Annotated in this window: 18 protein-coding genes and 3 tRNA genes; 18 read left to right on the top strand and 3 right to left on the bottom strand. The window is 69.4% G+C overall.

Going from position 1 to position 18,486, the window contains the following annotated elements:
* Window positions 1-182: 182 nt before the first annotated feature.
* Together AB0D32_RS15015 and AB0D32_RS15010 are read left to right on the top strand one after the other, a co-directional pair.
* Complete coding sequence (locus AB0D32_RS15015; RefSeq protein WP_357089722.1) at window positions 183-761, top strand: DUF4265 domain-containing protein; 579 nt, start codon at window positions 183-185, stop codon at window positions 759-761.
* Window positions 762-1,080: 319 nt separating this feature from the next.
* Window positions 1,081-1,464, top strand: coding sequence for a hypothetical protein (locus AB0D32_RS15010; RefSeq protein WP_357089719.1), 384 nt, complete (start codon window positions 1,081-1,083; stop codon window positions 1,462-1,464).
* 167 nt (window positions 1,465-1,631) lie between these two features.
* On the opposite strand, the gene AB0D32_RS15005 is transcribed toward AB0D32_RS15010, so the two are convergent.
* The 3 genes from AB0D32_RS15005 to AB0D32_RS14995 all read right to left on the bottom strand — a co-directional run bounded on the left by AB0D32_RS15005 (window position 1,632) and on the right by AB0D32_RS14995 (window position 3,795).
* Window positions 1,632-2,096, bottom strand: coding sequence for an NUDIX hydrolase (locus AB0D32_RS15005; protein ID WP_357089716.1), 465 nt, complete (start codon window positions 2,094-2,096; stop codon window positions 1,632-1,634).
* A gap of 143 nt (window positions 2,097-2,239) precedes the next feature.
* Window positions 2,240-2,983, bottom strand: coding sequence for an SDR family oxidoreductase (locus AB0D32_RS15000; protein WP_357089713.1), 744 nt, complete (start codon window positions 2,981-2,983; stop codon window positions 2,240-2,242).
* A complete protein-coding gene (locus tag AB0D32_RS14995; RefSeq protein ID WP_357089711.1) occupies window positions 2,980-3,795 on the bottom strand; it encodes an alpha/beta hydrolase in 816 nt (271 codons plus the stop codon). The genes AB0D32_RS15000 and AB0D32_RS14995 overlap by 4 nt, the downstream gene beginning before the upstream one ends.
* 97 nt (window positions 3,796-3,892) lie before the next feature.
* Here AB0D32_RS14995 and AB0D32_RS14990 point away from each other — a divergent pair, with 97 nt between their 5' ends.
* The 16 genes from AB0D32_RS14990 to AB0D32_RS14915 all read left to right on the top strand — a co-directional run bounded on the left by AB0D32_RS14990 (window position 3,893) and on the right by AB0D32_RS14915 (window position 18,460).
* Complete coding sequence (locus AB0D32_RS14990; protein WP_357089709.1) at window positions 3,893-5,230, top strand: PLP-dependent aminotransferase family protein; 1,338 nt, start codon at window positions 3,893-3,895, stop codon at window positions 5,228-5,230.
* Window positions 5,231-5,624: 394 nt separating this feature from the next.
* On the top strand, window positions 5,625-5,768 hold the full coding sequence (locus AB0D32_RS14985; protein ID WP_357089707.1) for a hypothetical protein: 144 nt from the start codon (window positions 5,625-5,627) through the stop codon (window positions 5,766-5,768).
* A gap of 50 nt (window positions 5,769-5,818) precedes the next feature.
* A complete protein-coding gene (locus AB0D32_RS14980; protein WP_357089705.1) occupies window positions 5,819-8,347 on the top strand; it encodes a bifunctional diguanylate cyclase/phosphodiesterase in 2,529 nt (842 codons plus the stop codon).
* A 96-nt stretch (window positions 8,348-8,443) separates the two neighbouring features.
* A tRNA-Thr gene (locus AB0D32_RS14975) sits at window positions 8,444-8,516 on the top strand.
* A gap of 25 nt (window positions 8,517-8,541) precedes the next feature.
* Window positions 8,542-8,614, top strand: a tRNA-Met gene (locus tag AB0D32_RS14970).
* Between the two features lie 132 nt (window positions 8,615-8,746).
* On the top strand, window positions 8,747-8,914 hold the full coding sequence (rpmG, locus tag AB0D32_RS14965; protein WP_091627630.1) for a 50S ribosomal protein L33: 168 nt from the start codon (window positions 8,747-8,749) through the stop codon (window positions 8,912-8,914).
* Window positions 8,915-9,040: 126 nt separating this feature from the next.
* Window positions 9,041-9,487: a MaoC family dehydratase N-terminal domain-containing protein gene (locus AB0D32_RS14960; RefSeq protein WP_357089702.1), complete on the top strand. Its 447-nt coding sequence runs from the start codon at window positions 9,041-9,043 to the stop codon at window positions 9,485-9,487.
* A gap of 1 nt (window position 9,488) precedes the next feature.
* Window positions 9,489-9,881, top strand: a complete 393-nt coding sequence (locus AB0D32_RS14955) for a MaoC/PaaZ C-terminal domain-containing protein (protein WP_357089699.1) — start codon at window positions 9,489-9,491, stop codon at window positions 9,879-9,881.
* Between the two features lie 128 nt (window positions 9,882-10,009).
* A tRNA-Trp gene (locus tag AB0D32_RS14950) sits at window positions 10,010-10,082 on the top strand.
* Between the two features lie 213 nt (window positions 10,083-10,295).
* Entirely contained in the window at window positions 10,296-10,694 is a 399-nt protein-coding gene (gene secE, locus AB0D32_RS14945; protein WP_357089696.1) for a preprotein translocase subunit SecE, read from the top strand.
* A 38-nt stretch (window positions 10,695-10,732) separates the two neighbouring features.
* The gene (gene nusG, locus AB0D32_RS14940) at window positions 10,733-11,455 is read left to right on the top strand and encodes a transcription termination/antitermination protein NusG (protein ID WP_357089693.1); all 723 of its coding nucleotides are present in this window, start codon (window positions 10,733-10,735) and stop codon (window positions 11,453-11,455) included.
* A gap of 183 nt (window positions 11,456-11,638) precedes the next feature.
* Entirely contained in the window at window positions 11,639-12,070 is a 432-nt protein-coding gene (gene rplK / locus AB0D32_RS14935) for a 50S ribosomal protein L11 (RefSeq protein ID WP_357089690.1), read from the top strand.
* An 83-nt stretch (window positions 12,071-12,153) separates the two neighbouring features.
* The gene (gene rplA, locus AB0D32_RS14930) at window positions 12,154-12,870 is read left to right on the top strand and encodes a 50S ribosomal protein L1 (RefSeq protein WP_357089687.1); all 717 of its coding nucleotides are present in this window, start codon (window positions 12,154-12,156) and stop codon (window positions 12,868-12,870) included.
* A gap of 602 nt (window positions 12,871-13,472) precedes the next feature.
* Window positions 13,473-14,018 (top strand): 50S ribosomal protein L10, encoded by a 546-nt coding sequence (gene rplJ, locus AB0D32_RS14925; RefSeq protein WP_357089685.1) that lies wholly within the window; start codon window positions 13,473-13,475, stop codon window positions 14,016-14,018.
* A 54-nt stretch (window positions 14,019-14,072) separates the two neighbouring features.
* A complete protein-coding gene (gene rplL / locus AB0D32_RS14920; protein WP_357089682.1) occupies window positions 14,073-14,456 on the top strand; it encodes a 50S ribosomal protein L7/L12 in 384 nt (127 codons plus the stop codon).
* Between the two features lie 572 nt (window positions 14,457-15,028).
* The gene (locus AB0D32_RS14915; protein ID WP_357089679.1) at window positions 15,029-18,460 is read left to right on the top strand and encodes a DNA-directed RNA polymerase subunit beta; all 3,432 of its coding nucleotides are present in this window, start codon (window positions 15,029-15,031) and stop codon (window positions 18,458-18,460) included.
* Window positions 18,461-18,486 lie beyond the last annotated feature (26 nt).

Raw genomic sequence — 18,486 nt, 5'->3', positions numbered from 1 at the left:
CCTCGTGCACCGTCCCTACGACCACCCCATGCGGCGGCCTCGCTCCGGCTGAATGCCGGTGTCCCACCGACCGAGGTCGCCCGACGCTTGGGCCACGGCGTCGCCGCCCTGCTCCGGGTCTACGCCAACTGCGTCGGCGGGGGAGAGGACGCCATCAACGACCGCGTCGGCGACGCGCTGGCATGAGACCGTCCGCACAGCGTCGACGGCGAGACGAGGTGAGGTGGGAGTTCCGGCCGCAGGGGAAGATGTCGGCCATGCCCTCACCCGCACCGGACCGAGACCCACTTGCCGGAGACCAGCTCATCAAGATCTGGTTCAAGTTCGTCCCGCGGGAAGGGTGGCTTCCCTACGACACAGAGGGCCTGTGGGGTGTCGCTGCTGGCCCCGACACGGCTCGCATCTGTAACGCTCCGTTCCTTCAAGACGGCGTGGCTGAGGGAGACGTCGTTCGCTTCACTATGGATTCTGACGGACTTCGTTGGGCAACCGGGCGGGTCGAGGCATCGGGCAACTGCACTGTGAGAGTCCTGCCGGATCCCCATGGCCCACTCGGACCAAGCGCCAAAGCTGTTTACGACCGCTTGGCGCCCTTCGGCCTCGGCGGCGAGACGTTCAGCAAGGAACTCCCTCTCGTTGCTTTCACCGTACCGGCGAGCGCAGATATCCCCGCGATCAAGGCAACCCTGCTGCGAGGTAAGGCGGAGGGCTGGTGGAGCTTTGAGGCCGGATGCGCGACCGAGGAGTGGACAACGGCCTGAACAGTTGGCGTCGTTCCGGCACCGTGCCGTGGGCGTGGGCACATGGTGGGCGGCTGGCCTGTCGGTCATCCTGATCGCGCTACAGGTGGCCCGCTCGCTCGCCGCTGGTCCGACTGGCGCCGTGATCATCAGGGCGGTGTCCGTCGCAGCCACTCAAGCGACGGCTTGCCATCGAACTCTGTGTATGCATGCAAAGTGTCGCCGACGTGGTGGACAGCAGATATTGCAGCGATTAGTGTCGATGCCACGCAATCTTGTTGGACCGACGGGGATGGGAGAGCGCGTGAAGACAAGGTCTATGCCATCAGCGATTGCTCTGGTGGGTGCAGCGGTGGGCGCGATGATCCTGCTGACCGGGAGCCCAGCCTCGGCGGCAACCACCGCCTACCTGGAAAAGACCCAATACCTCACCAGCAACCCCACGGACTCGATGGACACCTCCTGCACCAGCAAGCGGATCACCCTGGCAGCGGGCAACTACACCTGGGGGAACTACTTCCCCGGCTCGGTCCGTGACCAGTACCTCGGCGCCACCACCTACACGTGGACGACCTGCCTGGATCCGAAGAACGGCTACTACCGGCAGACGACAACGCTGGACCCGGATCAGTCGGGATGGGCCACCGCGACCATCAGCGACGATCTGAGGATCTCTGTGTCCGGCACCTGGACCTGGGGTTCCTACATCGATCCCCACTTCTGATCGGCCAGGCAGGGCCGGCCTGATGCCCGGAGCGTCACGCTCCGGGCATCAGGCCGCCCGGCGTCAACCGGCAGGTTCGTCGTTGCGGACGGCTCTGAGCCCGGGGCTGTTGCTTCCCGGCATGGGCCCGGTGAGGCGGAACAGGGCCGCCGATCGTGGCGCGCCGCCTATCGGCAAACGCCGACTCGGCCCGCCCGCAGGTCCTCAAGCGCGTCGACGTGCTGCTGGTGGCTCAGCGGCGGCAGAGCGGACAACGCGAAGAAGCGCAGTTCCAGGGTTTCACTGTCGCCCTCGGTCAGCTGGCCCCCGGCGACGGAGCAGCGGAAGAACACCGTGATCGGCTGCGTGACGTCGCCATTCGGATAGACGTGGCGGTATTTGGTGTACACACCCAACAGGCCGTCGATCCGCACCTGGAGTCCGGTCTCTTCGGCAACTTCCCGTACCGCCGCCTCCTCGGCCGACTCGCCGAGTTCCAGGGCGCCACCCGGCAGTCCCCAACAGCCGTCGTCACTGCGGCGTTGCAGCAGCACCTGGCCGTGGTGCAGCACACACGCACCAGCGAAGTTCAGGAAGACCGGTGCGTGACCGACCCGTTGTCGCAACCATCCGATGTAGTCCGGCAATTGCATCCCCTCACCGTTCCAGGATCCCAGTGGATTTTGACCTACCCTCCACCTCTACGGGCGACTGGCGGAGTCCGGCTACGCCCAGCAGCTGAGACAACTGGTCGTGGGCGTCGACCCTTGTCTCTGAGGCGATGCCGGCGGGCCGGTCAGCCCGGCTGGCGGTGCACCTGGAACGGGGCGAAGCTCTGCGCGACCGGCATCAGTTCGATGGTGTTGACGTTGACGTGCGGCGGTTGCCCGGCGGCCCAGTGCACCGCCTCCGCGATGTCGTCGGCGGTGAGCGGCACCATGCCGTCGTACAACTGACCCACGCGCTCGGTGTCGCCGCCGAACCGGACGGCGGAGAACTCGGTGCCACCGACCATGCCCGGCTCGACGCAGGTGACCCGTACGCCGGTGCCGTGCAGGTCGCTGCGGAGGTTCAGGCTGAACTGCCGGACGAACGCCTTGGTGGCGCCGTACACGTTGCCGCCCGGGTAGGGGTAGGTCGCGGCCGTGGAACCGATGTTGACGACGTGGCCACGCCCCCGGGCGACCATGCCGGGCAGGACCGCGTGCGTGCAGTAGGCCAGCCCCCGGCAGTTGGTGTCGAGCATCCGCTCCCAGTCGTCCAGGTCGGCCTGGTGCGCCGGTTCCATCCCGAGGGCGAGGCCCGCGTTGTTGACCAGGATGTCGATCTCGGCGTAGGGCGCGGGCAGCTCCTCGATCGCGGCGGTGACGGCGGCGCGGTCCCGGACGTCGAGCACCAGCGGGAGCACGTCCGGGCCGAGCGCGGCGAGCCGGTCGGCGCGTCGGGCGCAGGCGACCACCCGGGCGCCGTCGGCGGCGAAGCGTCGCGCGACGGCTGCCCCGAAACCGCTGCTGGCCCCGGTCACGAAGACGGTCGTCACCGCTGCCCCCACACCGTCGTGACCTGCTGAAGCAGTCCCCCGAGTGCGGTGTTGAAGACCTCTTCCCGCTCCAGGTTGGGCAGGTGGCCGGCGCCGTCGACCACGACCAGCGTCGCGCCCGGGACGCACTCGGTGATGAGTTCGGCATCGCCGATCGGGGTGTACTCGTCGTCGCTGCCCACCACGACCAGGGTCGGGACCTCGACCCGGCGCAGCGTCTCGACGTACTCGGGACGCTCGGCGCGTCCCCGCAGGGCGGCGGCGGCACCGACCGGTGAGGTGGTGTGCATCATGCTGCTGACCTGCCGGGCGACCTCCGGCAGGGCCGCGATGTTCCGCGGGGCGAGCATCTTCGGCAGGACTTCCTCGGCGTAGCCGGCCATGCCGTCGCGAAGCAGCCGGTCGGCGAGCTCGTTGCGGAGCTTGCGCCCGAGGTGGGTCTCCGCCGGTGCGGACGTGTCGGCCAGCAGGACACCGGAGATGCGTTCGGGGAACTGGCGCAGGCACTCCATCACGATCTGCCCGCCCATCGACAGTCCGCCGAGGGCGAACCGGGATATGCCGAGCTGGTCGAGCAGGCCGGCGACGTCCCGGGCGAACACGTCGAGCGTGGTGCGGCCCGGCACCACCGTGCTTTCGCCGTACCCGCGCAGGTCCGCGGCGACGACGCGCCAGCCGGCGGCCACCGCGAAGTCGACCTGTGGACGCCACATGGAGCGGTTGAAGGGATGCCCGTGTACGAGGACGAGCGTCTCCCCGTCGCCGCGGTCGTCGTATCCGATGCTGACTCCGTTGACCTGTGCCGTCGCCATGCCCGCTCCTCCGTGAGTCGACCTCGACAGGAAGGCTATTCGGTGCAATATTCGAGTGCAATAAAAACAATGCACTCGGAGCAATTGGGGGTCGACCGTGGACGACTACCGTCGGATCGCGGAGGGGATCGCCGCCGACATCGCCGCCGGCCGGCTCGCCGCCGGACACCGCCTGCCGCCGCAGCGGGCGTTCGCCCGCCAACGCGGCATCGCCAACTCCACCGCCGCCCGGGTGTACGCGGAACTGGCCCGGCGCGGGCTGGTGACCGGGGAGGTCGGCCGTGGCACCTTCGTCCGCGCCGCGACCCCGCCGCCGGAGCCCGCCCTCGCCGAACCCGGCGACGCCCGCGTTGACCTGGAGCTGAGCTTCTCGGTGCTGCCGCAGCAGCCCCAACTGCTCGCCGGTGGCCTGGCCGGCCTGCTGCGGCCCGACACGCTGGCGACCGCGCTGCCACCGGTCGGCGTCGCCGGGACGCCCGCGGCGCGGGAGGCCGTCGCCGGGCTGCTCCGCCGCCCCGACTGGGCCCCGGATCCGCGGCAGCTCCTGTTCACCGGCAACGGCCGGCAGGCGATCGCCGCCGCCATCGCCACCCTCGTCCCGGTGGGCGAGCGGCTCGGCGTCGAAGCGCTCACCTACCCCGTCGTCAAAGCCATCGCCGGCCGGCTCGGCGTCACCCTCGTCCCGCTGCCGATCGACCAGGACGGCTTGCTGCCCGAGGCCGTCGCCGAGGCGCACCGGGCCGCCCCGCTCCGGGCCGTCTACCTCCAGCCGACCCTGCACAACCCGCTCGGCGTGACCATGCCGGCGCACCGCCGCGCCGCACTCGCCGACCTGCTCGACCAACTCGGGGTGTACGCCGTCGAGGATGCCGTCTGGTCGTTCCTCACCGATGCCCCGACACCGCTGGCCGCGCTGGCGCCGTCGCGAACCGTCCTCGTCGACAGCCTCTCGAAGCGGCTCGCCCCGGGCCTCACCGTCGGCTTCGCCGCCGCGCCAGCACCGCTCGTCGACCGGCTCGCGACCGCCATCCGGTCCGGCACCTGGGCCGCCACCCGTTTCGCGCTGGAGGCCGCCACCCGTTGGCTCGGCGACGGGACGGTCGACACCATCACCGCCGGCAAACGGCGGGACGCCCGAGCCCGGCAGGAGTTGGCGCGGACCCGGTTGGCCGGCCAGCACGTCCGGTCCGATCCGGACGCATATCACTGCTGGTGGGAGCTGCCGGATCCGTGGCGCGCCGAGACGTTCGTCGCGGCCGCGGCCCGCCGGGGCATCGCGGTCACCCCCGCCGCCGCGTTCACCGTCGGGACCAGCCACGCCCCCAACGCCGTACGGCTGGGGCTGGCCGCACCGCCGCTGCCGACCCTGTCCGGGGCGCTCGACACGCTCGCGGCGCTGGCCTCTTCCAGTCCGGAAGACGTCGGGGTGGAATGACCGCCGGCCCGAGCGGCACCGGGTACCTGAGAGGCGGACGAGTTCAGGGGGTAGGTCCCGAATCCGAGTTGTCGGTCCGGCGTCAGAGCCCTGGCGCGCTGGCGCAGAACGAGTATCGTGGTCGATGTTCGGTCGAGCATCCTCCTCGACAGGAGGTCACCGCTCCCGGAGATTCCCCCAATTGCGTGGAAGGTCGCATTCCGCAATGTGCGAAGTGCATGGTGGCCACACAGCCCCGTGATCAGGGCTCGGTCGGGGCGACCGCCGGGCCGAACGGCGGAACGTCACCGACGCTCGGCCCGCTGGCCCATGCACCGCTTTCCTGGCTACCTGCCTTGTGGCACGATCGTGGAACCTCCACCATCCCCGTGACACTTCCCCGACAGGAGCAAACATGTCTGGTCGAAGGCTGGGCCGGCTGCTTGGCTCGCTTTTCGTGCTCGCCGCTCTCGCCAGCGGGGTCCTGGTCGGTGACCTCTGGGGTCTCGGAGACCTTCAGACCGCCGACGTGATCTGGAACATGCCCGCGCCTCGCTGAGCAACCAACGCTCGATGATGTGAACCGGCGGGCCGGTAAGGGGGCACGGGATGGCGGGTCGTGGCCCCACCGGCCCCCGCTCGACTGAGTACGCGTGGCTGATCACCGGGCCGTTGGCCCTGATCGCCATCGTCTGCGCGACGGTGGTCGGCCTGGTCGCGCCGCAGCCGTTCGGCGGGTGGTCGCTCGCGCTTCCGCTCCTCGTGGCCATGGTGGCCGCCGGGCTCCCGGTGCTGAACTTCACCGTCCGGCGGCAGTCCCTCGGCGTGACCCTGACCGAAATACCGCTGGTCCTCGCGTTCTATCTCGTCGAACCACTCACGGTCGTCGTGATCTACACGGTCGCGTCGGCCGTGACCCACCTCAGGCACCGGTTCGGCGCCACGAAGTTCTGGTTCAACGTGGCCCGGGCGGCGGCGGGCTCGTCTCTGGCCGTCCTCGTCCTCCAGGCGCTGCCGCCCGTCCACGGCGTCGGGCCGGGCACCTGGCTCAAGCTGTTCTTCGCGGCCAGCATGGTGAACCTGCTGAGCATCGCCTCGGTCGCCGGCGTGCACACGCTGTTGCAGGGCTGGCAGGCAGGACGGGGCACGCTCCGGCAGTCGATGCCCGCGCTCCTGGCCGCAATGATCAACATCGCCAGCGGCATGATCGTGCTCATTCTCATCGCGACCACCTGGTGGTCCCTGCTGCTGCTGGGCGCCCTCGTCGTCGCGCTGGCCCTCGTCTACCGGGCGTACGCGCAGTTCTTCCGACAGCACCGCACCCTCACCGACATGTACGAGCTGAGCCGTGCGGTGAGCGAGAGCGGCGAGTACGGCACGCTGCCCGACGCCCTCCTGGGCCGCGTACGCGCCCTCATGCAGGCGGAGTACGCCACCCTCTGGCTGCCCGCTCAGGGCAGGCACCCCGAGGTGCTGCTGACCGCGCGCAACGACGCCCCCGGTCTGCTCGACTTCGCCAAGACCCCGGCCGCCGTGCGGGAACGGGCCCGCGACGAGGGCCGCACCGTCGCCGTCGGACGAGGGCTGACGACCGACGGTGACCTGCGCGCCCCGCTCTCCTCGCACCGGGTCAAGGACGTGATCGTCCTTCCGCTGCGCTCCGGTCAGGCGGTCATCGGCACGCTGGAGGTCGCCAACCGGCTGGGGGACAGCAACCACTTCGTCCGTACCGACGTGCCTCTCTTCGAGACGGTGGCGGCGCACGCGGCGGTGGCGTTGGAGAACTCGCGGCTGGTGGACCGGCTCCGGCACGACGCCAGCCACGACACGCTGACCAGGTTGCCCAACCGGCGGCGGATCACCAGCGCGCTGGAGGAGGCCGTCAAGATCCGGGCGCCCGGCGAGGTGGTGGCCCTGCTGCTGTTCGACGTCGACCGGCTGCGCCAGGTCAACGAGTCGCTCGGTCATGCCGCCGGCGACAAGGTCCTGGTGGAGGTCGCCGACCGGCTGCGTTCCTGCGTACCCTCGTCAGCGCTGGTCGGGCGGGCCGGTGGGGACGAGTTCCTGGTGACGCTGCGGCTGGAGAGCGCCGAGGCGGCGATGGAGCTGGCCGCGCAGCTGCGCGAGCAGATCCGCGACGAGATGGTCTTCGACGCGCTCACCCTCGACGTGGACACGGCGGTCGGTGTCGCCGTGCACCCGGACCACGGCAGCGACCCCGCCTCCCTGCTGCAACGGGTGGACCTGGCGGCGACGGCGGCCAAGTCCGTGCCGGGGAGCGTGCAGCTGTTCACTCCGACGCTGGAGTCCCGGTCGCTGCGACGGCTCGGCCTCGCCGGCGACCTGCGGCGCGCGCTGGACACCGGCGGGCTGGAGGTCTACTTCCAGCCCAAGGTGACGCTGCGGGACCGCCGACTGGTCGGCGTGGAGTGCCTGGCCCGCTGGGAGCACCCGGCGCACGGCACGGTCGCCCCGGAGGACTTCGTGGCGGTGGCCGAGCACACCGGCCAGCTCGGCCGGTTCACCGAGTTCGTGCTCCGCGAGGGGCTGCGGCGCAGCCGGGACTGGACGCACGCCGGCCAGCCGCTCGCCGTCGCGGTCAACCTCTCCGCCCGTACGCTCACCGACCAGCACTTCCCGGCCCGCGTCAGGGAGTTGCTCGACGAGTACGGCGTACCGCCGCATCGGCTCACGCTGGAGATCAAGGAGGCCGGGGTGCTGGACGGCACCGACCGGCCCATCCCGACCCTGCGGAGGCTGGGGGATCTCGGCGTACGGCTGTCGGTGGACGACTTCGGCACCGGCGACTCGTCGCTGGCACACCTGCGCCGGCTGCCCGTGCACGAGGTGAAGGTCGACCGTTCCTTCGTGCAGGGCATGGCGACGGATCCGGGCGACCTGGCGATCGTCAACGCGGTGGTCACGCTCTCCCAACAGTTCGGCCTGGCCGTGGTCGCCGAGGGCGTGGAGAGCGAGCTGACCCTGGAGCTGCTCCAGGACATCGGCTGTGAGATCGGCCAGGGATTCCTGTTCAGCCGGCCGTTGCCGTACGAGCGGCTGGAGGCGTGGTTCGGCGCCCAGGTGGATCCCGAGACGATCTCCCCGGGGGAGCTGCCCCGGCTGCGGGTCGTGCCCTGATCTGCGGAAACGCGCCTGTGGGGGATCCGATTTCACCTCCCCCGCGCGGCCGTGTAATGTATCCCCTGCGCGTCGCCCCCCGGGGAGATCGCGCAGGCCCCCTTAGCTCAGTCGGCAGAGCGTCTCCATGGTAAGGAGAAGGTCTACGGTTCGATTCCGTAAGGGGGCTCAGAGGGTCCGGCTGGACCCGCCACGGCGGTGTAGCTCAGATGGCAGAGCAAGCGGCTCATAATCGCTGTGTCGCCGGTTCAAGTCCGGCCACCGCTACTCTCGTCCACCGGGCTACCTCCCGGCGGTCGGTAGGATGGGCGCCACAGGCGCCCACTTTGCATGTCCGCGCAGTCAGCGCGTAGGCTGACGCGCTGTAGTTGTTATCCGTAGCGAGGAAGGCACTCCGCCGTGGCGAAGGCGACCGATGTCCGGCCGAAGATCACTTTGGCGTGTGTGGAGTGCAAGGAGCGCAACTACATCACGCGTAAGAACCGTCGTAACGACCCGGACCGTATCGAGCTGAAGAAGTTCTGCCGGCGGGACGGCAAGCACACGGTCCACCGCGAGACCCGCTGACCCAGGGCCGGCATCGCCGGCCCGGTCCTCTGGCACTTTCGATCGCCGATCCGTAAGGGATGGCGCGGCTTTGGCCGCCGCCGACCGTGCGGGTCGGCGATCGCCGTTTACGTGTAGGTTCGCGGCATGTCCCTGGACCCGTCCTTCGTCGGCCGGACGTATCCGCCGACCGCCCCCTATCAGGTGGGCCGAGAAAAGATCCGCGAGTTCGCCACGGCGATCGGCGCCGCCGATCCGGCCCACCACGACCCGGAGGCCGCCCGTGCGCTCGGGCACCCGGACGTGGTGGCCCCGCCGACCTTCCCCATCGTGCTCACCATGGCGGCCAACCAGCAGATCATCGACGACCCGGCCCTGGGCGTCGACTACAGCCGCGTCGTCCACGGCGACCAGCGCTTCGCCTACACCCGGCCGGTGGTGGCGGGGGACGAGCTGGTCTGTGTCAGCGTCGTCGACGACGTCAGCAGCCGTGGCGGGCACGGTTTCCTGACCACCCGCACCGAGGTCGCCACGCCGGCCGGCGAGCCGGTGGTGACCGTCTGGTCGAAGCTCGTCGTACGCGGGGAGGGCTGAGATGGAGCTGCCAGCCAGGACGTTCCGGGTGAGGCGCGCGGACCTGGTCCGCTACGCCGGCGCCTCGGGGGACTTCAACCCGATCCACTGGAGCGACCGGACCGCCACGAAGGTGGGCCTGCCGGGCGTGATCGCCCACGGCATGTTCACCATGGCGCTGGTCGGCCGTGCGGTGGCGGAGTGGGCCGGGGCGCCCGACGCGATCGTCGACTACAACGTCCGCTTCGCCCGGCCGGTGGTCGTCCCGGACGACGACGAGGGCACCGAGATCGAGGTGACGGCGGTGGTCCGGGAGGTCACCGAGGAGGGCCTGACCAGGCTCGACGTGACCGCCGTCTGCCGGGGGGAGAAGGTGCTGTCGCAGGCCCGGGCGACAGTCCGGACGGCCCGCTGACCAGGCTTCCGACGCGCGAGGGGCAGACCGGTTGGGAAAGTCGTGCCACTACCCGTACACTGGTCCGCCGTGGGGCAAGTAACCCCTGCACGGTCGTGCGTGACCGGGTGGGGTGAGCATTGCCGCACAGGGGTGTAGCTCAATTGGCAGAGCAGCGGTCTCCAAAACCGCAGGCTGCAGGTTCAAGTCCTGTCACCCCTGCGCCTCAGGCCTGACCGTTCCCGTGGGTCGCGCCGCCGTACGGCGGCGTCCGGCCCGTGGTGGTGGCATCAGCGGGGTGGCTCCGAGGCATTCGGGCCATCCCGGCTGATCCGCCGGCCGCGGCCCGTCGCGGGACGGTTGGTCCGGCCGGCGTGACCAAACGCCGCGCACGCCCGACAGCGTGCGACCCGACATCCCGCGACGGAGGGCGAAGTGGCCGACAAGAAGCGGCGCGGCGAGGACGCCGGCGACGATCGTCTGCACGACGAGGTCGTCGACGACGTGGCCGACGACGACGCCACCGACGCCGACGCCGAGGAGCCGGTTTCCCGGGGTGGCACCGCGACGCGGTCGCGGGCGAAGGCGGATTCGGCGGACAGCCGTCCGAAGACCAAGACGGAAACCGATCGCGTGGGTCCGTTCGGCCGCATCGCCCGATTCATCCGCGAGGTCGTGGCGGAACTGCGTAAGGTCATCTGGCCGACCCGCAAGGAGCTGCTGACCTACACGGCCGTGGTGGTCGCCTTCGTCGCGGTGATGCTGACGATCGTGGCCGGCCTTGACTTCGCCTTCGCGAAGGGCGTGCTGTGGGTCTTCGGCAACCCCAGCTGACCGGCCGACTGAGCCGATAGTGACGGAAGTGAGCGAGCGTGCCTGAGTACGACGAGACCGCCGAGACCACGGACGAGCAGTCCACGGTGGCGACGGCGGCTGGTGACGAGTCGGTCGAGGCCGCCAGCGAGCCGGAGTTCCCCACCACCGAGCCCGTGCCGGACGAGGACTACGACCCGGTTGCCGAGCTGCGGCAGAAGCTGCGCTACGCGCCGGGGGACTGGTACGTGGTGCACTCGTACGCCGGCTACGAGAACAAGGTCAAGACCAACCTCGAGACCCGGATCACGAGCCTCGACATGGAGGACTACATCTACCAGGTCGAGGTTCCGACCCGGGAAGAGGTGGAGGTCAAGAACGGGAAGCGGTCGCAGGTCCAGGCCAAGGTCTTCCCGGGTTACATCCTGGTCCGGATGGAGCTGACCGCCGAGTCCTACTCCTGCGTGCGCAACACGCCGGGCGTCACCGGCTTCGTGGGCGCGACCGACCGGGCGGACCGCCCGGCCCCGCTCTCCCTCGACGAGGTGCTGAAGTGGCTGGCGCCGGCCATCGAGACCGAGCAGAAGAAGGCCAAGCCCGAGATCAAGGTCCTCGACTTCGAGGTCGGCGACTCGGTCACCGTCACCGACGGCGCCTTCGCCTCGCTGCCGGCGACGATCAGTGAGATCAACGCCGACCAGCAGAAGCTCAAGGTGCTGGTGTCGATCTTCGGCCGCGAGACGCCGGTCGAGCTGAACTTCAACCAGGTCGCCAAGATCTGACGTACGGATCGCCGGCGGTGGGCAGCGTCCCACCGCCGGCGTACCCGTTCCGGCCTCCGCCCGACCTCGGCGCAGGCCGCGGCGGGCCGCTGCGCTACTCTAGAACGTCGCCGCTGTCGCATCGCGCTGACCGTGCGCGCCTGCGGCCGGCACCTTTCCCAGTTTCAAGCCCCAGGAAGAGACATGCCTCCGAAGAAGAAGCTCGTCAAGACGTTCACGCTTCAGCTGAAGGCGGGCCAGGCCACGCCGGCTCCGCCGGTCGGCCCCGCGCTGGGTCAGCACGGCGTGAACATCATGGAGTTCTGCAAGTCCTACAACGCGCAGACCGAGTCCCAGCGGGGCGACATCGTCCCCGCCGAGATCAGCGTCTACGAGGACCGCAGCTTCACCTTCGTCCTGAAGACCCCGCCCGCCGCCCGGCTGCTGCTCAAGGCCGCCGGCGTGGAGAAGGGCTCGGGCGTCCCGCAGAAGGACAAGGTGGGCTCCGTGTCGCAGGCCCAGGTGCGTGAGATCGCCGAGAAGAAGATGGTCGACCTCAACGCCAACGACGTCGACCAGGCTGCGAAGATCATCGCCGGCACCGCCCGGTCGATGGGCATCGTCGTCAACGACTGACGCTGGTCAGCACTCACCCGATCAGTTCGTGGGAGGGCACGCGAGCACCGCGGCCCGCCATAGACCACAGGAGTACGCAGAACATGCAGCGCAGCAAGAGCTACCGCAAGGCCGCCGAGGTCATCGACCGGTCGAAGCTCTACACCCCCGCCGAGGCCGTGAAGCTGGCCAAGGACGTCACCACCGCCAAGTTCGACGCCACGGTCGAGGTCGCCATGCGCCTCGGCGTCGACCCCCGTAAGGCGGACCAGATGGTCCGCGGTGTGGTCAACCTGCCGCACGGCACCGGTAAGACCGCCCGCGTGATCGTCTTCGCCGCCGGCGCGAAGGCCGAGGAGGCCGCCGCCGCCGGTGCGGACGAGGTGGGCACCGACGAGCTGGTCGCCCGGATCCAGGGCGGTTGGCTCGACTTCGACGCGGCGATCGCCACGCCGGACCAGATGGCCAAGATCGGCCGGATCGCGCGGATCCTGGGCCCGCGCGGTCTCATGCCGAACCCGAAGACCGGCACGGTGACCATGGACGTCACCAAGGCCGTCTCGGACATCAAGGGCGGTAAGATCACCTTCCGGGTGGACAAGCACTCCAACCTGCACCTGATCATCGGCAAGGCATCGTTCTCCGAGGCCCAGCTGATCGACAACTACGCGGCGGTCCTCGACGAGGTCCTGCGGGCCAAGCCGTCCGCCGCGAAGGGCAAGTACCTCAAGAAGGTCACCCTCACCACCACCATGGGCCCGGGCGTCCCGGTCGACCCCAACCTGGTGAAGAACCTGCATGAGGTCTCGGCCGAGGCCTGAGCATCCGCACCCCGTGACGGGGCGTCGCCACATCGTGGCGGCGCCCCGTTCCGTGTCGGTCGTGGCATGCCCGGCCGGTGGCGCGCCGAGAGCCACCAGATCCTTCGCGTACGCCCACCCACCGAGCTTCCGCCTCCGACGGCGCCGAGAGGCCTCTACGGCGCCGTGGACGCTTGCGTGGCACCCCTGGCCCGGGTGCCGGAGTCCACGGGCGGGGCTACCGGGGGACCGCGCTGCTTCGGCCGGCTCCAAACCGCACGACGCGGGCCGGCTCCACACCGCACGACGCGGGAGTGATCCGGCCCACCGGGGGGCGATTTGGTTGTCGCGGGGCTCCTCGCGTAACCTGGGCTGCGAAGTTCCACCCAGAGACCGCTGGTCACCGTGCTCCGGCACGGTCGAAGGTCCCGCGACGACGGGCGACCCGCGCAGGGCGGTAAGCGAAATTGGTGCTGAGCATGGTCCGCCGACTGTGCCCGTGTGCCGGCCCTCGCCCCGCGCGCCCTGCGCCGGGGCTTTTCTCGTTGTCGTGGCGCCTCCGCCCCCGTCGAAAGCTCCGGCTGACGACGGTGACCGGCCTCGAGTAACGAGAGAGGAGGGACATGGCGGACAAGCCGATCCGGGCCGACAAGGCCACGGCCGTCGCTGACCTGACCGAGAGCTTCCGCAACGCGGGTGCCACGGTGCTGACCGAGTACCGCGGTCTGACGGTTTCCCAGCTCACGCAGCTGCGGCGCTCGCTTGGCAAGGAGACCAGCTACACGGTCGCGAAGAACACGCTCGCGAAGCGTGCCGCGACCGACGCTGGGATCTCCGGCCTCGACGAGATGTTCACCGGTCCTACCGCGCTGACTTTCGTTTCGGGCGACGTCGTCGAGGCGGCGAAGGGGCTTCGCGACTTCGCGAAGGCCAACCCGAAGCTCGTCATCAAGGGCGGTGTCTTCGAGGGCAAGGCCATTTCCGCGGCCGAGGTCACGAAGCTCGCCGACCTGGAGTCCCGTGAGGTGCTGCTGGCCAAGCTGGCCGGCGCGATGAAGGGCAACCTGAGCAAGGCCGCGGCCCTGTTCCAGGCCCCGCTTTCGAAGACCGCCCGCCTGGCGGCTGCCCTGCAGGACAAGCGCGAGAAGGAGGGCGCCGAGGCGGCCTGAGGCCCCGCGGCGCACCCAGTTCTTACCTAACAGATTCAGGAAAGGACGCCAGACATGGCGAAGCTCAGCACCGACGAGCTGCTCGACGCGTTCAAGGAGATGACGCTGATCGAGCTCTCCGAGTTCGTGAAGCAGTTCGAGGAGACCTTCGAGGTCACCGCCGCGGCGCCGGTCGCCGCCGCCGGCCCGGCCGTCCCGGGCGCGGCCGCCCCGGTCGAGGAGGAGAAGGACGAGTTCGACGTCATCCTCGAGGCTGACGGTGGCAAGAAGATCCAGGTCATCAAGGTCGTGCGTGAGCTGACCGGCCTGGGTCTCAAGGAGGCCAAGGACCTGGTCGAGGCCGCTCCGAAGGCCGTCCTGGAGAAGGCCAACAAGGAGACCGCCGAGAAGGCCAAGACCAAGCTCGAGGGCGAGGGCGCCAAGGTCACCCTCAAGTGACCTGACGTACCACCAGGCGCGCGTCCGGCTCACGTGAGCCGGGGCACACCGCGTCACGGCGGGCGGTGATCCGACAGTGGATTGCCGCCCGCCGTCTTGGTGGTCCGGTGGCAGCGCGGTGAGCAGGGCGTTGACGCTGTGCACCGGCCGGCGGCCAGGGCGTGGCGGTAGTCCGTCGGTGGGAAAGACGTAGCGACCCGGATGCCGGCCCTTGACGCGGCCCCCGGCTGACAGGCACGCTGACACCAGCAAGACCTTCCGCGCTTGCAACGGCCACCACTTGGGTAATGGCAGCAGCGGCACCATCGGCTGCGGCACCTGAGCGGCCCGGCAGGAACGTCGCGTTCCGAGCGGCCCGGTGAGACCCTCGTTCGAGGGATCCCGAGGCTCGTTCCGCGACGACCTGCGGGGTGGGCTGGACAGCGGTTAGCCTCTCGGCTACACTGCTAGTTTGCGCTGCCTTCCGACTTGACCCCTGCTCGGAAATGTCCGTTTACGGATAATTCTGGTGGGGTCATTGGAGTGCACGCGTACCAGCCGTTATGCAGCACCGGTCCTCGGAAGGACGCATCTTGGCAGCTTCCCGCCCTGCGAAGACCAGTCGTACGTCGAGCGCATTCGCTCCCCGCCGAGTTTCATTCGGCAGGATCACCGAACACCTCGAGGTCCCCAACCTCCTCGCCATCCAGAACGAGTCCTTCGACTGGCTCGTCGGCAACGAGGGTTGGCAGGGCCGGTCGGCGGACGACCCGCACGCACGCTCGGGTCTCGCGGAGATCCTCGACGAGATCAGTCCCATTGAGGACTTCTCCGGCACCATGTCGCTCTCCTTCTCGGCTCCGCGCTTCGACGAGGTCAAGGCCTCGATCGAGGAGTGCAAGGAGAAGGACCTGACCTACTGCGCCCCGCTGTTCGTGACCGCGGAGTTCACCAACAACACCACCGGCGAGATCAAGAGCCAGACGGTGTTCATGGGTGACTTCCCGATGATGACGCCGAAGGGCACCTTCATCATCAACGGCACCGAGCGCGTCGTGGTCAGCCAGCTCGTCCGGTCCCCGGGCGTGTACTTCGACAAGCAGCCGGACAAGACCTCCGACCGCGACCTCACCAGCGTCAAGGTCATTCCCAGCCGGGGCGCCTGGCTGGAGTTCGACATCGACAAGCGCGACACGGTCGGCGTCCGCATCGACCGCAAGCGCCGGCAGGCCGTCACGGTCCTGCTCAAGGCCATCGGTTGGTCGGCCGAGCGGATCCGCGAGCGGTTCGGCTGGTCCGAGCTGATGATGACCACGCTCGAGAAGGACCACATCGCCGGCGCGGACGAGGCGTTGCTCGACATCTACCGGAAGCTCCGCCCCGGCGAGCCGCCGACCCGCGAGAACGCCCAGACCCTGCTCGACAACCTCTTCTTCAACCCGAAGCGGTACGACGTCGCCAAGGTCGGTCGTTACAAGTTCAACAAGAAGCTCGAGCTGGAAGTGCCGATCACCACCGGCACCCTGACCGAGGACGACATCGTCGCCACCGTGGAGTACCTCTGCCGGCTGCACGCCGGTGAGGACGGCTACGAGGCCGACGACATCGACCACTTCGGCAACCGGCGCCTGCGTACCGTGGGTGAGCTGATCCAGAACCAGGTCCGGGTCGGCCTGTCCCGGATGGAGCGTGTCGTCCGCGAGCGGATGACCACCCAGGACGTCGAGGCGATCACGCCGCAGACCCTGATCAACATCCGCCCGGTGGTGGCGGCGATCAAGGAGTTCTTCGGCACCTCGCAGCTGTCCCAGTTCATGGACCAGACCAACCCGCTGGCGGGCCTGACCCACCGGCGCCGGCTGAGCGCGCTCGGCCCGGGTGGTCTGTCCCGGGAGCGGGCCGGCTTCGAGGTCCGCGACGTGCACCCGTCCCACTACGGCCGGATGTGCCCGATCGAGACGCCCGAAGGCCCGAACATTGGCCTGATCGGCGCGCTGTCCACCTTCGCCCGGGTCAACCCGTTCGGCTTCATCGAGACGCCGTACCGGAAGGTCGTCGACGGTCAGGTCACCGACCAGATCGACTACCTGACCGCGGACGAGGAGGACCGGTTCGTCAAGGCGCAGGCCAACGCGCCGCTGAAGGCCGACGGCACGTTCGCCGAGGACCGCGTCCTGGTCCGCCGTAAGGGCGGCGAGACCGAGGACGTGCCCCCGAGCTCCGTGGACTACATGGACGTGTCGCCGCGGCAGATGACCTCGGTCGCGACCGCGATGATCCCGTTCCTCGAGCACGACGACGCCAACCGGGCGCTGATGGGCGCGAACATGCAGCGCCAGGCGGTGCCGCTGGTCAAGGCCGAGTCCCCGCTCGTCGGCACCGGCATGGAATACCGCGCCGCGGTCGACGCCGGTGACGTGGTCGTCGCCGAGGTCGGTGGCGTCATCGAGGACCTCTGCGCCGACTACATCACCATCCACCAGGACGACGGCCACCGCCGCACGTACCTGCTGCACAAGTTCCGTCGCTCCAACGCCGGCTCCTGCGTCAACCAGAAGCCGGTCGTCTTCGAGGGCGACCGCGTCGAGGCCGGCCAGGTCATCGCCGACGGTCCCTGCACGGACGAGGGCGAGATGGCGCTCGGGCGCAACCTGCTCGTGGCGTTCATGTGCTGGGAGGGCCACAACTACGAGGACGCGATCATCCTGTCGCAGCGCCTCGTTCAGCAGGACGTGCTCACCTCGATCCACATCGAGGAGCACGAGGTCGACGCCCGGGACACCAAGCTCGGCCCGGAGGAGATCACCCGCGACATCCCGAACGTCAGCGAGGAGATGCTCGCCGACCTCGACGAGCGCGGCATCATCCGGATCGGCGCCGAGGTCGTCCCCGGTGACATCCTGGTCGGCAAGGTCACGCCCAAGGGCGAGACCGAGCTGACCCCGGAGGAGCGGCTGCTCCGCGCGATCTTCGGTGAGAAGGCGCGCGAGGTCCGCGACACCTCGCTGAAGGTGCCGCACGGCGAGACCGGCACGGTCATCGGCGTGCGTACCTTCTCCCGCGAGGACGGCGACGAACTGCCGCCGGGCGTCAACGAGCTGGTCCGGGTGTACGTCGCCCAGAAGCGGAAGATCCAGGACGGTGACAAGCTCGCCGGCCGGCACGGCAACAAGGGCGTCATCTCCAAGATCCTCCCGATCGAGGACATGCCGTTCCTGGAGGACGGCACGCCTGTCGACATCGTGCTCAACCCGCTGGGTGTGCCGTCCCGGATGAACATCGGCCAGGTGCTGGAGACGCACCTCGGCTGGGTGGCGAAGACGGGCTGGAGCGTCGACGGCGACGACACCGAGTGGAAGCGCCAGCTGCGCTCCATCGAGGCGCACGAGTCGGAGCCGGACAGCAACGTGGCCACGCCGGTCTTCGACGGTGCCCGCGAGGAGGAGATCTCCGGCCTCCTGGCGTCGACCCTGCCCAACCGGGACGGCAAGCAGCTGATCGGTTCCAGCGGCAAGGCGCAGCTGTTCGACGGCCGCTCCGGTGAGCCGCTGCCGGACCCGATCGCGGTCGGCTACATCTACATCCTGAAGCTCAACCACCTGGTCGACGACAAGATCCACGCCCGGTCGACCGGTCCGTACTCGATGATCACGCAGCAGCCGCTGGGTGGTAAGGCGCAGTTCGGTGGCCAGCGCTTCGGCGAGATGGAGTGCTGGGCGATGCAGGCGTACGGCGCCGCGTACGCCCTTCAGGAGTTGCTGACGATCAAGTCCGACGACGTCCTCGGCCGGGTCAAGGTCTACGAGGCCATCGTCAAGGGCGAGAACATCCCGGAGCCGGGCATCCCGGAGTCGTTCAAGGTGCTGCTCAAGGAGCTGCAGTCGCTGTGCCTCAACGTCGAGGTGCTGTCCAGCGACGGCGTGGCCCTGGAGATGCGCGAGACCGACGACGAGGTGTTCCGCGCCGCGGAGGAGCTGGGCATCGACCTGTCCCGGCGCGAGCCGAGCTCGGTCGAAGAGGTCTGAGGTGAGCGGTCGGGGGCCGGCTCGCC

Origin of the sequence: Micromonospora sp. NPDC048170 (assembly GCF_040652795.1) — a bacterium.
Lineage (GTDB): Bacteria > Actinomycetota > Actinomycetes > Mycobacteriales > Micromonosporaceae > Micromonospora.
The sequence above is the reverse complement of the archived record's forward strand: the minus strand, read 5'-3'. Positions and strand labels throughout refer to the sequence as shown.